At 43.3% G+C, this 14,712-nt stretch carries 11 protein-coding genes; 9 read left to right on the top strand and 2 right to left on the bottom strand.

The window, feature by feature from the left end; all coding sequences use genetic code 11:
- Nucleotides 1-55 precede the first annotated feature (55 nt).
- Nucleotides 56-1,246 (bottom strand): FAD-dependent oxidoreductase, encoded by a 1,191-nt coding sequence (locus HWQ41_RS26665; RefSeq protein ID WP_292769881.1) that lies wholly within the window; start codon nt 1,244-1,246, stop codon nt 56-58.
- Between the two features lie 403 nt (nt 1,247-1,649).
- Between HWQ41_RS26665 and HWQ41_RS26660 the strand changes: the two genes are divergently transcribed.
- From HWQ41_RS26660 to HWQ41_RS26650, 3 genes are all read left to right on the top strand, one after another.
- A complete protein-coding gene (locus HWQ41_RS26660; RefSeq protein ID WP_292769879.1) occupies nt 1,650-2,393 on the top strand; it encodes a pentapeptide repeat-containing protein in 744 nt (247 codons plus the stop codon).
- 327 nt (nt 2,394-2,720) lie between these two features.
- Nucleotides 2,721-4,196 (top strand): pentapeptide repeat-containing protein, encoded by a 1,476-nt coding sequence (locus tag HWQ41_RS26655; protein WP_292769877.1) that lies wholly within the window; start codon nt 2,721-2,723, stop codon nt 4,194-4,196.
- Between the two features lie 252 nt (nt 4,197-4,448).
- Entirely contained in the window at nt 4,449-6,020 is a 1,572-nt protein-coding gene (locus HWQ41_RS26650; RefSeq protein WP_292769875.1) for a hypothetical protein, read from the top strand.
- A 58-nt stretch (nt 6,021-6,078) separates the two neighbouring features.
- Here the strand turns inward: HWQ41_RS26650 and HWQ41_RS26645 are convergent, their stop codons facing one another.
- Nucleotides 6,079-7,020, bottom strand: coding sequence for an IS5 family transposase (locus tag HWQ41_RS26645; protein ID WP_292769873.1), 942 nt, complete (start codon nt 7,018-7,020; stop codon nt 6,079-6,081).
- Between the two features lie 131 nt (nt 7,021-7,151).
- Between HWQ41_RS26645 and HWQ41_RS26640 the strand changes: the two genes are divergently transcribed.
- From HWQ41_RS26640 to HWQ41_RS26615, 6 genes are all read left to right on the top strand, one after another.
- Nucleotides 7,152-7,286: a hypothetical protein gene (locus HWQ41_RS26640; protein ID WP_292769871.1), complete on the top strand. Its 135-nt coding sequence runs from the start codon at nt 7,152-7,154 to the stop codon at nt 7,284-7,286.
- 105 nt (nt 7,287-7,391) lie between these two features.
- The gene (locus HWQ41_RS26635; protein WP_292769869.1) at nt 7,392-7,631 is read left to right on the top strand and encodes a helix-turn-helix transcriptional regulator; all 240 of its coding nucleotides are present in this window, start codon (nt 7,392-7,394) and stop codon (nt 7,629-7,631) included.
- A gap of 4 nt (nt 7,632-7,635) precedes the next feature.
- Nucleotides 7,636-10,020 (top strand): PAS domain S-box protein, encoded by a 2,385-nt coding sequence (locus tag HWQ41_RS26630; protein ID WP_292769867.1) that lies wholly within the window; start codon nt 7,636-7,638, stop codon nt 10,018-10,020.
- Complete coding sequence (locus HWQ41_RS26625) at nt 10,017-10,493, top strand: response regulator (protein ID WP_292769864.1); 477 nt, start codon at nt 10,017-10,019, stop codon at nt 10,491-10,493. The genes HWQ41_RS26630 and HWQ41_RS26625 overlap by 4 nt, the downstream gene beginning before the upstream one ends.
- Nucleotides 10,493-12,463 carry a response regulator gene (locus HWQ41_RS26620; RefSeq protein WP_292769861.1) on the top strand — a complete coding sequence of 657 codons (1,971 nt, stop codon included), beginning with the start codon at nt 10,493-10,495 and terminating at the stop codon, nt 12,461-12,463. The genes HWQ41_RS26625 and HWQ41_RS26620 overlap by 1 nt, the downstream gene beginning before the upstream one ends.
- A gap of 995 nt (nt 12,464-13,458) precedes the next feature.
- A complete protein-coding gene (locus HWQ41_RS26615) occupies nt 13,459-14,658 on the top strand; it encodes an ABC exporter membrane fusion protein (protein WP_292769859.1) in 1,200 nt (399 codons plus the stop codon).
- The last annotated feature ends 54 nt before the right edge of the window (nt 14,659-14,712 follow it).

The following is a 14,712-nucleotide window of genomic DNA, read 5'->3' as shown; positions in this document are numbered from 1 at the left end:
CGGGGTGGGGTTGTTCGGGTTTAATAAGTGATCAAACGGACATAATATCACTCGTTTATTCAAAGCGGAAGCGTTCCATGAAACTGCGGTCAATCCAATCTTTGTAACGCCACAAGAGTTTGTGAGGTGGTAAAGTGATGACACCTCGTGTTGCAATCGCTCGTCCGTCTCCTGTACCAATTAAACTCAAATATTGTTTCTGTGGCTTATATGGTTTGAGCGACTTACCTAATAAAATTCGCTGCAAATTCTCAAATAAAGGTTTACCTTGCCTAACAGCAAACACCCCAGCTTTTGGACGTGGATAATTTACCATTGTGGCAATGTCACCAGCAGCAAATATCTGCGGGTGCGTTTGAGATTGCAACGTGTCCTCTACCAAAATAAACCCTTGCTCATCAGCTCCTAGTCCAGCTATTTTTAACCACTCAGGTGCTGAAGCTTGTGTTAGCCAGAAAATTTTATTACACTCTACTGTCAAACCAGATTCACATTTGATTTCAAATATTTCTTTAGTTTCCCTGTGTGTTGTAGGTGCGATATTACACACAGTTTCCCCAAGATGTATTTTAATACCTCGCTCAGTTAAAATTTGCTGAATTTGATGCCGCACTGATGAATGGTAATTGGGCATTAGTTCTGTGTCACGCTGAAATAAATGAATTTTTAGATTTGGAATTGGTTGTTGAGTTTGACGTAAAATCTGATGTAAATGAGATTGCATCGACAGCGCCAATTCTACACCGCCAGCACCACCGCCTGCGATCGCAATGCTAATTAATTCTTGAGGATTTTTACCTACAGCTTCAATTAGTTCATACCAATGTTCCAATAGCTGCGATACTGGTTTAGCTGCGATCGCATATTCTGCTGCACCTGATACAGACACTGTGGCCGGAGTGCTGCCAATATCAATAGACAGTACATCAAAATCTACCACAAGTCCGTTAGCACAAAGAACTTTGTTGTTTTCCAAGTCTAGGGCAACTACTGTCTCAATATACAACTGTACTTGAGCAAAGTTTGCTAAAGGTCGCAAGTCAATATGACATTCATCGTGGCTGTAAAATCCGGCAATGTGTCCTGGTAACATTCCAGAGTAGGCTGTATTTTTGGCTGCGGTAATCAACGTCAAACGGACTGCGGGTAACAGCTTCATCCCAAACATTCTCAGGACAATCGCATGGCTGTGACCGCCACCAATCAGCACTAGGTCTTTAACTATCGGCTGTAATTTTTGCTGCATTGAAGTACTTAATTGCAATCGTATTTGAGTTGTGAGATTTTTCGTGTTCGCGTAGCGGTGACTGTAGGAGAAGACTGTCCCCGAAGTTCTGAGGGTCGGTTCCCGACGCTCAGATTTCTCTTTTTGTCAAGAGTGGTTTCTCACAAATGATTTATGATTGCTCAATCAGTGATTAGGCATCAATCAAAATCATCATGAGCAGGGTTAGTTGATAAGTGAAAAATGAACAATAATTAGTATGACTAATGATTGAGGATGGCAGGCAGTATATATGTTAATGTCTACTTACTCAACAGTTATGTTCTCTATTTTGTTGGTTACATTAGCATATTCAAATATTGACCATGCATGAAACAATAGCATACGCGGCTAAATTCTTAAAAACTACTGTGATTGCTTGGGTATGTTGACAGTAATTATTGATGCTTTTCATGCCATGAAAAATATTTCACCGACAAACAACAGTCAATTATCAAAAACATGTCTTAGGATAGATGTTTTGCAGGAAAAAGTTAACCAAACTCAGCATCAGTTGCCAAAACAACGTTTAAGAATAGCAATTGAACAACTAGGGAATAAGACAATAGAAATCAGTCTAGCTGTAATTAATGATTTAGAGCAAATTGCCCATAATCATCCACAATACCACTGGATAATCATGGAAATTCTTACTACTTTTGTCCGAGAAAATGCTTTTTACATGCCCCAAGAGGAATTAACGAGCAACCTCAGACCAAAAGTTCGTGCAGATATTCAAGCAGCCCTTACCGTTATCGCTAGAAGAGATGTAAACAAAGACCCAGAAAATGAGCAACTTGATTTGAGTCACACGGACATGAGGGGAGCAAACCTAAATAGGGCGAACCTAAAACAGACAAATCTCTACCAAGCTAATCTTGCTGGGGCCAACCTCAGAGAAGCTAATCTGGCTGGGGCAATTCTCAGTGCAGCTAACCTAGAAGGAGCTAACTTATATCTAGCCAACCTAGAAGGGACAATCCTCAGTGCAGCCAACCTCTCTGGAGCTAACCTCTCTGGAGCTAACCTGCATCGTGCAAGTTTATATCTAGCTGGGTTGCATGGGGCAATTCTGAATGATGCCACACTCGATGGTGCAAATCTCAGGGAAGCCAAATTTTCTGAGTAAAACACTAGTACCGCAAGGCGTAAATCCAGCGACCATCTCAATTACAGCAATTTTCAGATAAATAGACCACGCGGTAGGGGCACAGCATTGCTGTGCCCCTACAACATAACCTTCTTTTAAGGGAGGCATAACTCGTAATTATTGTAGCGCAAGCGTTTCATTGTTTTGGAATGGGTGGTTTATTTCTGTCGGAGCGTATAAGTATATTCGATATCATTCCCTAGTTCAATGAGTGTCTTGACACCTATTAGAATTTTCTGTTAAATGCTATACTATTTTTCCCCAACATCTAAGTAATAATTCTAGGTTGTAAGGAAAATCTTTACCATGTCTTCTAAAAAGACAGACGCTCTGTTGAATTGGTTGATAGCTATAACAGTTATATTTGGCTTCTCATTGACTGTAATTTTCTTCGCCTTGTCCAGTATTAAGGAATTGTCAATTCAGGAAAAAATCCAGTATAGAAACCAAGCATTAACAACTACTGCAATAGTTTTTCTCGCATCGGCAGCAATGTTTAATACTTATTATGCAGCAAAGCGTGCCCAAGCGATGCAGAAAAATGCGATCGCAGCTGAGAAAAACCTCGAAATTGGCATTCAAAATTCAAAACTCAATCAAGACAGATTGATTGCAGAGCGCTTTATGGGGGCAATTGCCCAGCTTGGTCATGAAAAGGTTGAAACCCGGACAGGTGCAATTTATGCATTAGAAAGAGTTGCTCAAGATTTTCCCAAAGAACACTGGACAATCATGGAAATTCTCACTGCCTTTGTGCGAGAGAATACACCTATCCAGCACGTAAAAGCAGAGCAACAAAAGGCGGAATACTCAACAGCAGGTTACTCAAGTCGGCGTAGAGGTGGGTCGCGTCCGACACAGCAGTTGGAGCAAAGCCTCCATGAAGAATTGCCAAAAATACGTACCGATATTCAAGCAGCCCTAACTGTCATCGGCAGGCGTAATTTACTCGAAGACCCAAAAGAGCAGAAACTTGATTTACGTAATACCGACATTAGAGGGGCAGACCTGCTTAAAGCTAACCTGCAACAAGCAGACCTACGTGGGGCTGACCTGAGTGGGGCTGACTTGCGTGAAGCTGACTTGAGTGAAGCTAACCTTAACGGCGCTAAACTCGTTAAGTCTATTCTCTATGAAACCAAATTACTAAAAGCCAGCTTATGTGGAGCTAACCTCTGTTGGGCTAATCTCAACCGCGCCAATCTTTGTGGGGCAAACATGCGTTCAGCCAACCTCTCTGGAGCAAGTCTGCGTGTAGCTAATCTGCAAGGAGCAAACCTCTATAAAGCTAATTTGCAACAAGCAATCTTGAAAGTCGCCAACCTCTCAGGGGCAAAGCTGTTTTTAGCTAACTTGCAAGGAGCAAAACTGGGTAAAGCCAATCTGCACATGACGGGTTTGATTGGAGCCAACCTCTCTGGGGCTAACTTAAATGGGGCCAACCTTTCAGGGGCTAACTTGAATGCAGCCAAACTCCACCAAACAGAAGTTTATTTTGCCAACCTCTCAGAAGCCAGCTTAACGGAAGCTGACCTATATCAGGCTAACCTCATTGGAGCAAACCTGTATAGGGCAATCTTTTATCAAGCTAACCTGACTCAGGCAAACCTCATGGGAGCTAACTTTTCAGAAGCTAACCTCAGTGATGTCAAACTGGAAGGGACAATTTTGACAGGAGCTAAAAACTTAGAGTTGCAGCAGATTAGAGAGGCACTTGGCGATCGCACCACTCGCCTACCTGATTATATCGAAGCGCCGACACATTGGCGGCAGTCTAGTTAAGTTACCTTAGCATCAATTAGTTATTTCGGCGCATTCTACCGTTTTGACAAAATACTATAATTTCATCCCAATAATTTACCTAACCTTTATGTAACTAAAAATATGCTTATTATAATAGTGCTAATTCATTCATAAATTATCTATTTTTCTTCCTTTGCGACGGACACTTTTCTGAAGTCGGGAAACCCTTGACGCTCGATTACTCGCTATCGCTACGCTAAGGTCAATCGCTTAAATTTTAATTAAAATCACATGATTAGTATTCCTAAATTAAATAGAATTGACTTTCTGGTTTTGATTGTTATTGTCATAATTGGTCTTGTACATTTATCTTTTCCATTTGACGGAGATCAAGCATTTTTTCGGCTAGGTGCTTTGGAGATGCACCAAGGAAAGGTACTATATCGTGATTTTTGGGATGTGAAGCAACCGGGGATTTTCTACTTTTATTTTTTGGCGGGAACTTTGTTTGGTTTTAATGAGATTGGCATCCATGTCTTTGAACTTATTTACATGGTGTTTTTTTCTATAATATTGCTGCTGACTCTAAAAAGCTATTTTCAGCATCGGATTATCGCAAGTCTAGTACCTTTGTTAACCGTTGGTGTTTACTATATTGTTTCAGGTGCTTGGCACCTTACTCAAGTGGAAGCACTGGTTGGTTTTCCTCTATTCCTTTGTCTTTGGCTGACTTATCAATCTTTTAAACATCAAGGAAAGCAAAGATTTTTCCTACTTTTATTGTCAGGGTTTTTTGGTGGAATTGTCCTCATATTTAAATTAATTTTTCTACTTATCTTACTTTCTTTTTGGCTAACTATTTTGATATATTCTGTATTAATAAAGCGACAGATTTTTCTGAAAGTATTTATTGAAATTAGTCTGCCCATTTCTATAGGAATTATATTTCCCCTTTTAGTTGTTGTCAGCTACTTTGCCTGGTTTAATAGTATCTCAATTTTGTATGAGACATTTTTTTTATATCCACCTCGCATTGTTGCTAATTCTGCATTCGATCAAAGTAACTTTATTTCAGCAATCCAATGGTTTTTAGGTGGTTTTTACCCTTTAGTTTTATTGGCTATTGTTGCAGTCAATGTCTCATTGCGTAAGTCTAAGAATATATTGACTTTGCTACTTGTTGTTTGGTGTGTTTTTGCTTTGGGTGTTATTTTTTTACAAAGTGCGGCATTCTGGGAGTACCATTATTTACTATTGTTTGTACCTTTAGGGATTTTAGCAACTAAAGGATTAGATATATTATGGCAGCCTTTAAAAGAATTGCGTTCTCCAATCACTACAATTGCGCTCATCTTTTTATTATTCTTACCTTTATCATATACTCTTACAAGAAAGAGTGTTATTCTGGTTCGGAATAACTTTGCTTTAGCTGAAGATACACGATTTAAATATCAGAGTTCCTTTAGAGCGAAATATCCATCACTTCGTTCAGAGGCTGACTTTATTTCTCAACCGGGAAGTCTTTCTGGTGATATTTATGTAGCTGGTGATCCATCTATTTACTACTTCTCTGGTCGCACTCAAGCAACATCACTACGTGGTTGGGCACTTGAATATTTTCTGCCTGAGCAATGGCCAAAACTTCTAGAGCAGTTAGATTTATCTAAACCTCCTTATATCTTTATTGATGATATTCAAGGGGCTGTAATCAAAGAAAATTTCCCAAAAATGCTGGAATTTATTCAGCAAAGATACCGGACATTACGTCAAAATAGTAACGGTATTTGGTATATCATCAATCTTACCGGAAAATCTTCAACTACCCGAACATTGGAAAGCTCAAGTTTCACCTTTAGATACTGAAACGGCTTTGTTGCATGAAAGAGAAAAAAGACACACCAATTCGTGATTGCAGTAGTAATTAGTTTTCCACTTTGTAACTGTCGGGCTTACCTAGCTGGATCATGCGATTAAGCGCAGCACATTGCAGAAATAGCTCAACAGCTTGATTATCAAAAAAGCGTCGTCTTAACTTGCCACCAAAGATAGTTTTGAGCCGGAAAATGGCAGTTTCAGATAAAGAACGGCGATGATAGCCGCTTTCTTGTTTCCACTGCTTACGTCCCACTTGATTCACCCGTCGCAGGTTTTCATCTCTAGGATGTGGCTGTGCTATCTCTTGTGGGTGTTGTTGGATTTTGGCGTTACTGCGCGGAGGAATAGTTGCTGTGGCACCTCGCTGTGCGATCGCATCGTAACAGTCAAATGTGTCATAGCCACCATCACCAGATACTTGCTCTATAGGGTAATCAATCTGCTCCAATAAGTCGGCCAGCACCTCACAATCCGCTAAATCATTAGTAGTGACTACCGCAGCCAAAATTTCACCACTGCCCTCGTCAACTCCTAGATGCAACTTACGCCATGTCCGTCGTTTACCAACCCCATGTGTGCGGACTTTCCACTCGCCTTCACCATAAACTTTTACCCCAGTTGAATCGACTACAACATGAACACCTTTGTCCTTTGGTATGACTGGCAGTTCTACCGATAGCTTGCTTAATCGACGCGACAACGTGGAGTGATCCGGCACTGCTAGCTCAATCCCCATGAGCATGAACAGCGACTCCAAAAACCCCTCTGTTTGCCGCCCCGGTAGATGAAACACTGACTGAACCGTTCCCATTGTAGCGATCGCCACGTCACTGTAATAATTAGATGCTCCTTTTTTCCCCGTTTTTTGCTGGTTGCGCCACTGCTCGATTATCTCTTCATTCACCCAGAAAGTTATACTGCCTCGCTGCTTTAGGGAAGCATCATAGGCGTTCCAATTCTTAACTTTGTACTGGGCTTTCGTCTTCATCTTTGGGTTAGGCAGCGAGCGAACATAGGCGATAGGTAAAATTTACCATTTTGCCTATTCACGCAACAACGCCACTGAAACTTGAACCTCTGAGCTTCATCGCCGAACTTTTGAGCTTCATTGCCTAACCTTTGAGCTTCACCCTTGAACCTCTGAACTTCATCGCTGAACCTCTGAACTTCACCCTTGAACCTCTGAGCTTCATCGTTGAACCTTTGAACTTCACCCTTGAACCTCTGAGCTTCATCGCTGAACCTTTGAACTAATACAGTTCAGTTAAAGACGAAAACAGAGAAAATATTCCCTCAGTAGGAGATAATGAATAGGACACCTGTCCTACGCTAATTATCCTATGGGGATAAAATACAGAGATGTCTGTAACAAAGCGGCTGGAAATTTTAGATTTAATTCGGGAGCTTCGGCAGCAACTCAATCTTTCTCAGAAACAGTTTGCCGCTCAAGTAGGAGTTTCCTTTAAAACAGTCAACCGTTGGGAGAATGGGCATACATTGCCTTCACGGATAGCGCTAAAACTAATAGAAGAAATGTTACGGAAAATGGGTGAACCCGGCAAAAGCCTGCTAAATCAGTATTTTCCAGAAGCAAAGTAGGGTTATGAGTCATAAGGCCAGAGCATTTGAACCCCAAAACATCTTTGCTGGCGGTAGAGACAAGAGCGCATTCATCCAGGAGCAACTGCTGCACTATAGTATTGCTTTGCTATCCGTTGCTTTAGCACTGGGGGCAACCCTGCTACTTAATCCATACCTTACCGCGACACCTGCGGCGCTGTTTTTTGCTGCGGTGATGGTGAGTGCCTGGTACGGTGGCTTGGCTCCGGGGTTAGTTGCAACAGTTTTATCTACTTTGGCAATCAATTACTTCTTTTTCAAGCCACTCTATCCGCTGAACATTACAAATCTGAATATTGTAATCCCACTGGTCGTGTTCATACTGACAGCAGGGTTAATCAGCTCGCTCAACGAATCACGCCGCACAGCCCAACGGCAAGCTGAGGCAAGTCTGAAGTCACTACGCGAAAGTGAAACACGGTTTGATCGCTTAACAAAATCCAATGAAGAAGCACTGCGGCAACGAGATACAGAACTTCACTTAATTACAGATACGCTGCCCGTTCTGATTTCCTTTGTAGATTCAGAACAACGCTACCGCTTCAACAACCGAGCCTATGAAGAGTGGTTTGGGCATCCGGCGGCAGAAATCTATGGAAAGCATCTTTGGGAAGTTGTGGGTGAATCCGCATATCAAGTGTTTCGTCCCTATGTGGAACAAGTACTGGCAGGAGAGCAGGTCACTTTTGAAAGTCAAATTCCTTATAAAGATGGTGGCACACGCTACATTAATGCTATTTACGTTCCTCAGTTTAATAAACAGGGAATCGTTGAAGGGTATGCGGCGTTGATCACTGACATCAGCGAACAGCAAGCTGCGCTGCGCGACCGCAACCAGGCAGAAGCAGCGTTGCGTGAAAGTGAAGCCCGCTTTCGCCAGATGACAGACACCGCTCCTGTACTGGTGTGGATGTCCGGCACTGACAAACTTTGTAACTACTTTAATAAACCCTGGCTAGATTTTACCGGGCGGACTCTAGAGCAAGAGATGGGCAATGGGTGGGCTGAAAATGTTCATCCCGATGATTTTCAGCGTTGCTTAGATACATACATCAATGCCTTTGATGCCCGACAAAAATTTACAATGGAATATCGCCTCAGACGCTTTGATGGCGAACACCGTTGGATTTTGGATACTGGTGTGCCACGCTTGGCACCAACAGGGGAGTTTCTCGGTTATATCGGCTCCTGTGTTGATATCCACGATCGCAAGTTGACAGAAGAAGCGCTACGTGACAGCGAGGAGCGATACCGAATTTTAACGGAAGTGTCACCACAGGCGATTTGGATGGGCAATAGCGATGGTGGTATTACCTATTGCAATCAATACTGGTTAGACTACACCGGACTGACAATGCAGCAGACGGCTGGCTATGGCTGGATTTATGTCATTCATCCCGATGACCGCGATCGCGTCTTTAACACTACGACGCAGGCTGTTACTAACGCTACAAACTACGAAGTAGAAATTCGCTTCCGTCAAGTTTCTGATGGTAGCTATCGTTGGCATATTGTGCGGGGCTTACCATTTCGAGATCAAAGCGGACAGATTATCAAGTGGGTGGGCATCGCCAGCGACATTCACGATCGCAAAGTTGCCGAAGCCGCCCTGCAACAACTCAACGAAATGCTGGAGCAACGGATTCAAGAGCGCACTGTCCAACTTCAAGCCGCTAACAAGGAACTCGAATCCTTCTCCTATTCAGTCTCTCACGACTTGCGGGCACCGCTTCGCCACATCGCCGGATTTATAGAATTGCTTCAGAAGCGGCATAGCTCAACAAGTTTAGATGAAACGAGTCAGCGCTATTTGGGGATCATCGCCCAAACTGCAAAACAGGCAGGAATACTGATCGATGAGTTGCTGACATTTTCTCGCATGGGGCGCACCGAAATGCGCTACATCAACCTGAATATGGAGGAATTGGTGCAAGAGATCAAACGCGATTTGATCACAGAAACCCCAGGACGGATAATCCATTGGCACATCGAGTCACTGCCAGAAGTGCAGGGCGACCCCTCCATGCTGCGGCTCGTGCTTCGCAACCTCATGGGGAATGCCGTAAAATACACCCAGACTCAAAATTCAGCAGAAATTACTGTTGGAAGTGCTGACAATCAAAACGAAGTTGTCTTTTTTGTACAAGATAACGGCGTAGGCTTTAATATGCAATATGTCCACAAGCTATTCGGAGTATTTCAACGCCTGCATAGCGACCCACAATTTGAAGGCACTGGTGTTGGATTGGCAAACGTACAACGCATTATTCATCGGCATAATGGTCGAGTCTGGGCAGATGCTGTAGTTAACAGTGGAGCCACCTTTTATTTCTCACTGCCTAAGTTGTTGACAAAAAAGAGTGAATGAAAGAACTCAAGCGAATTCTGCTGATTGAAGACAGTGCCAACGATGCAGAATTAATCCTAGCTGCCTTGTCGGAAAATCATCTCGCCAACGAAGTGGTGGTGGTACGTGATGGAGAGGAAGCACTAGATTATCTTTATCGCCGGGGGTTGTTTCGGTTGCGAATGGAAGGGTATCCTGTTGTAGTGCTGCTGGATTTGAAATTACCTAAAGTCGATGGACTAGAAGTACTGGTACAACTCAAATCTGACCCAGTTATGCGAGTAATTCCAGTAGTCGTATTGACATCTTCCCGTGAGGAGCCAGACTTAGTTCGATGCTACGAGTTAGGGGTCAATGCCTATGTTGTTAAGCCAGTAGATTACCATGATTTTGTCGATTCGATTAAGGGTGTTGGACTGTTTTGGGCAGTGATCAATCAGCCTCCCGTTGGTGCTTTACCTGCCGCACCTCATCGTCAACAGGAGAGTAACTGATGAATGTCCTCCGTTTCCTCCTTTTGGAAGACAGTCTGTTAGATGCAGAGCTTACCCAAGCGATGTTAACGGAAGGGGGAATTGATTGCGAACTGATACGAGTTGAAACCGGCGCTGATTTCCTGGCTGCTCTGGAAGCAGAGACTTTCGATTTAATTCTTGCTGATTATGCCCTGCCATCTTTTGATGGAATTTCGGCTCTGGAAATTGCCCGAAATCGCACTCCAGAGGTTCCTTTTATCTTTGTCTCTGCCGCGTTGGGCGAAGAATTGGCGATCGAAGCTTTGAAGACTGGTGCAACCGATTATGTGTTAAAGCAACGACTAGGGCGCTTAGTTCCCTCAGTGCAACGGGCATTGCGGGAAGCTAAAGAGCGGCGTGAGCGCAAGCAAGCAGAGGAGTCTTTACAGAAGAGTGAAGCCAAGTATCGCCGAATTGTTGATACCTCTTATGAGGGAATCTGGATGATTGACTCTCAAGCTCGAACAGAGTTCGTGAATCAGCGGATGTTGCAGATGTTGGGTTATCCGGCAGAAGAAATACTTGGTCGTTCCATATTTGATTTTATGGATCAGGCTGATGGTGGTATAGCAGCCGAAGAGATACTAAAGTGGCTCAAGGGAGAAGGGAGTGATCTTAAAGAAGGTCGATTGCGCTGCAAGGATAGTTCGTATATCTGGACACTGATTTCTACAAGAGCGATTTTTGGTGAACAAAATGAGTTCTTAGGGGCGATCGCGATGCTAACTGACATCACCGATCGCAAACGCACCGAATCAGAACGCGATCGCCTTTTGCAACTTGAGCAAAGAGCCAGGGAGGAAGCAGAGGCTGCTAACCGGATAAAAGATGAGTTTTTGGCAGTACTTTCCCATGAACTGCGATCGCCGCTGAATCCGATTCTCGGTTGGGCAAAACTGTTGCAGAGCCGTAAATTTGATGAGACAGCGCTCAAAAAAGCACTGCAAACCATTGAACGCAATGCCAAATTACAAGCTCAACTAATTGAAGACTTGCTAGATGTTTCTCGCATCCTCCAAGGCAAACTCAACCTCAACATGATGCCAGTCAATTTGGTATCCACCATTGAAGCCGCAATGGACACAGTGCGTTTGGCAGCAGAGGCTAAAACCATTCAAATTCAGACGATGCTTGATCCGACTGTGGGGAAAGTTCTGGGTGATTCAGTTCGCTTACAGCAAGTCTTCTGGAACCTTTTATTAAATGCCGTCAAATTCACAGCCACTGGAGGACAAGTAAATGTGCGATTGGAGTGTATCGACGCCCAAGCGCAGATTACCGTCAGCGATACAGGTAAGGGCATTCACCCTGACTTCCTACCTCATGTGTTTGACTATTTCCGTCAGGGTGACAGTACCACAACTAGAAAGTTTGGTGGGCTAGGGTTAGGTCTAGCGATCGCTCGTCACTTGGTTGAGATGCACGGTGGAACGGTTTGCGCCGAAAGTCTTGGCGAGGAGCAGGGAGCTATCTTCACAGTTAGGTTCCCACTGATCAAGAACAGTGCAACAATTAAGGATGACACGAATATAGATTCCTCAACTGCCGTTCCTGTTTTCTCTCCCCTCATGGGTCTACAAGTCCTGATTGTAGATGACAATGCTGATACCCGCGACTTTTTCAGCTTTGTGCTTGAGGAGTTTGGAGCGATCGTCACCGCAGTAGCATCAGGAAATGAAGCATTACAAGCGCTAACACAGTCAAAGCCAGATATCTTACTCAGCGATATTGGGATGCCAGAAATGAACGGCTATATGCTGATACAACAGGTGCGGACTCTGGAGGCAGAAGTAGGGGCAAAACAGATTCCCGCGATCGCTCTGACTGCTTATGCAGGCGAAATCGATCAGCAGCAAGCACTAAGAGCAGGGTTTCAACAGCACATAGTTAAACCTGTAGCCCCAGAGGAATTGCTCATGGCGATTTCTAATTTAGTCAGATGTGTTTAGGTCTTTGTGATCAACCTGAGTAATTAGATAAACCTCGTTAATGTTACAAATTTTAAACTATTCTTCACAGGTAATATGGCGTTTTAAATTGCTGGAATCCCTCCGAAAAGATTGAAGGATTTTCAAATCCAGAAAAAATACAGGACTTACGCAAACAATAGCCGAAATCCTGATTTTTTTCTTAGGGGCAATTCAATACGGTTCGGATAAGACACGATCCCCCCAACCCCCCTAAAAAAGGGGGGGCTAAAAATCGCTCTATTTCCCCCTTTTTAAGGGGGACTAAGGGGGATCTTTAAAGCCTATGCACCTTAACCGAACCGTATTGAGGGGCAATTCATGAATTGCCCCTACTAGGGTGTAGTTTTGCGTCAGTCCTAAATAGAATATATAACCGTTCTCAATTGCATAGAATACAGACAATTCATCGGGGCACAGCAATGATCATGCGTGTCAACTTAAGCCCAAACCCCTTTTAAACCTCGTTTCCACCCAGAGACTCTTAACGAGACAATGGCGATCGCGCACTGAAGTTATTGGTAGCAAATGGGTTGATCAATTTAAAAGACAATTCCGAAAAAGAACTTTCAGGAGTTAAATATATCACTAATAATTATATAAATATCAAATCAAAATACATTTTTTATTAATTTGAATTTATTTTGTTTTGATGACAAAAAATATTACCTTTTAACTGAATTTCTCTGTTGATTGTTGGCGCTGTTACAACCCGTATTTTTGAAACCGTTTACGATACCTGAGTACTTTCAAAAAACAAAAGTAGTTCGTCAAGAACATAAGTCTCTTAATACTGGAGAGTGACTTGTTGTTATCTTATCCAGCTAAATCGCAGTATATTGGTAAATTCTCAACAATTTCCATTTGTTTATGAACTTGGAATCGATAAATAAACAATAACTAAAAATTAGCAAAGAGCTAAGGAGAAAAGCTTAATCTATTTATTTTTTTCTGCGCCACTAGTTAAGAGGTAATCTATGGTGCGAAACTCAAAGCTAGGGTACAGAACGTTCCCTAAGTCTATTCTGCGTCCATCCGTTGCTATAGGTATAATTGCATCTTTATTGGTTGGCGGAATAAGTTTTTATATAGTAAAACGCTGGCGAAATTATGCAAATCCAGAGGCACAAGTGCCAGCAACACAATTGCCACAGTTAAAAACGGTAACAGCTTTAGGGTGGATTGAACCACAGGGAAAGGTAATAAAACTCTCTGCTGCGGTGTCTGCGGAAGGAAGTCAGGTAGAAAAGTTGTTAGTGAAGGAGGGAGATCGAGTCAAGGCGGGACAGGTAATTGCGATTTTGAACAGTCGCGATCGCCTGCAAGCAGCATTAAAAGAGGCACAGGAACAAGTGAAAGTAGCCCAGGCAAACCTAAACCGCACCCAAGCAGGTGCTAAACGCGGGGAAATTGCCGCCCAAAAAGCTGCGATCGCCAGCCTAGAAGCACAACGCCAAGGTGATATTAATGCCCAAGCAGCGACAATTGAGCGATTCCAAGCCGAAGTGCGTAACGCCCAAGCAGAAGACGAACGCTATCAGCAATTATCTCAACAGGGCGCAATTTCCGCCTCCCAACGGGATAGCAAGCGTTTAAACTTGGAAACCGCCCAAAAAAGCCTGCAAGAAGCACAGGCACAATTAAATCGTACCCAATCAACTAGCCAGCAACAGGTAAAAGAAGCCACAGCAAGACTCGATGAAATCGCCGAAGTGCGCGGAGTGGATGTAGAGGTTACTCAAGCAGAAGTCAATCGTGCCGTAGCAGCCATGAATCTGGCAAAAATTAATCTTAATCAGGCTGAGGTGCGATCGCCCCAAAATGGACAGGTATTTGAGATCCATACCCATCCTGGGGAATTGGTATCAAATGATGGCATTGCTGATATCGGACAAACCAACCAGATGTATGTCATAGCCGAAGTCTACGAAAGCGATATCGGCAAAGTGCATTCAGGGCAGCAAGTGCAAGTACTTGGTGATTACCTCCCGATTGAATTGCAGGGAATCGTAGATCGCAAAGGCTTGCAAGTGCGACGGCAGAATGTCATCAACACAGATCCCGTCAGCAATATCGACAACAGAGTAGTAGAAGTCCATATCCGACTAGATGAAGCCTCCAGCCGAAAAGCTGCCACCTTAACCAATATGCAAGTTAAGGCAGTAATTGAACTATGAATTGGGCATTGGGCATTGGGCATTGGGCATTGGGCATTGGGCATTGGGCATTGG

The organism is Nostoc sp. NOS(2021), assembly GCF_017115025.1.
Taxonomy (GTDB): domain Bacteria; phylum Cyanobacteriota; class Cyanobacteriia; order Cyanobacteriales; family Nostocaceae; genus Nostoc.
This window is presented reverse-complemented; position numbering and strand designations above follow the sequence as displayed.

Bases quoted from the DNA above. Each gene is read 5' to 3' on its own strand.
- HWQ41_RS26665 (WP_292769881.1), bottom strand. From the start codon at position 1,246: ATGCAGCAAAAATTACAGCCGATAGTTAAAGACCTAGTGCTGATTGGT.
- HWQ41_RS26660 (WP_292769879.1), top strand. From the start codon at position 1,650: ATGTTGACAGTAATTATTGATGCTTTTCATGCCATGAAAAATATTTCA.
- HWQ41_RS26655 (WP_292769877.1), top strand. From the start codon at position 2,721: ATGTCTTCTAAAAAGACAGACGCTCTGTTGAATTGGTTGATAGCTATA.
- HWQ41_RS26650 (WP_292769875.1), top strand. From the start codon at position 4,449: ATGATTAGTATTCCTAAATTAAATAGAATTGACTTTCTGGTTTTGATT.
- HWQ41_RS26645 (WP_292769873.1), bottom strand. From the start codon at position 7,020: ATGAAGACGAAAGCCCAGTACAAAGTTAAGAATTGGAACGCCTATGAT.
- HWQ41_RS26635 (WP_292769869.1), top strand. From the start codon at position 7,392: ATGTCTGTAACAAAGCGGCTGGAAATTTTAGATTTAATTCGGGAGCTT.
- HWQ41_RS26630 (WP_292769867.1), top strand. From the start codon at position 7,636: ATGAGTCATAAGGCCAGAGCATTTGAACCCCAAAACATCTTTGCTGGC.
- HWQ41_RS26625 (WP_292769864.1), top strand. From the start codon at position 10,017: ATGAAAGAACTCAAGCGAATTCTGCTGATTGAAGACAGTGCCAACGAT.
- HWQ41_RS26620 (WP_292769861.1), top strand. From the start codon at position 10,493: ATGAATGTCCTCCGTTTCCTCCTTTTGGAAGACAGTCTGTTAGATGCA.
- HWQ41_RS26615 (WP_292769859.1), top strand. From the start codon at position 13,459: ATGGTGCGAAACTCAAAGCTAGGGTACAGAACGTTCCCTAAGTCTATT.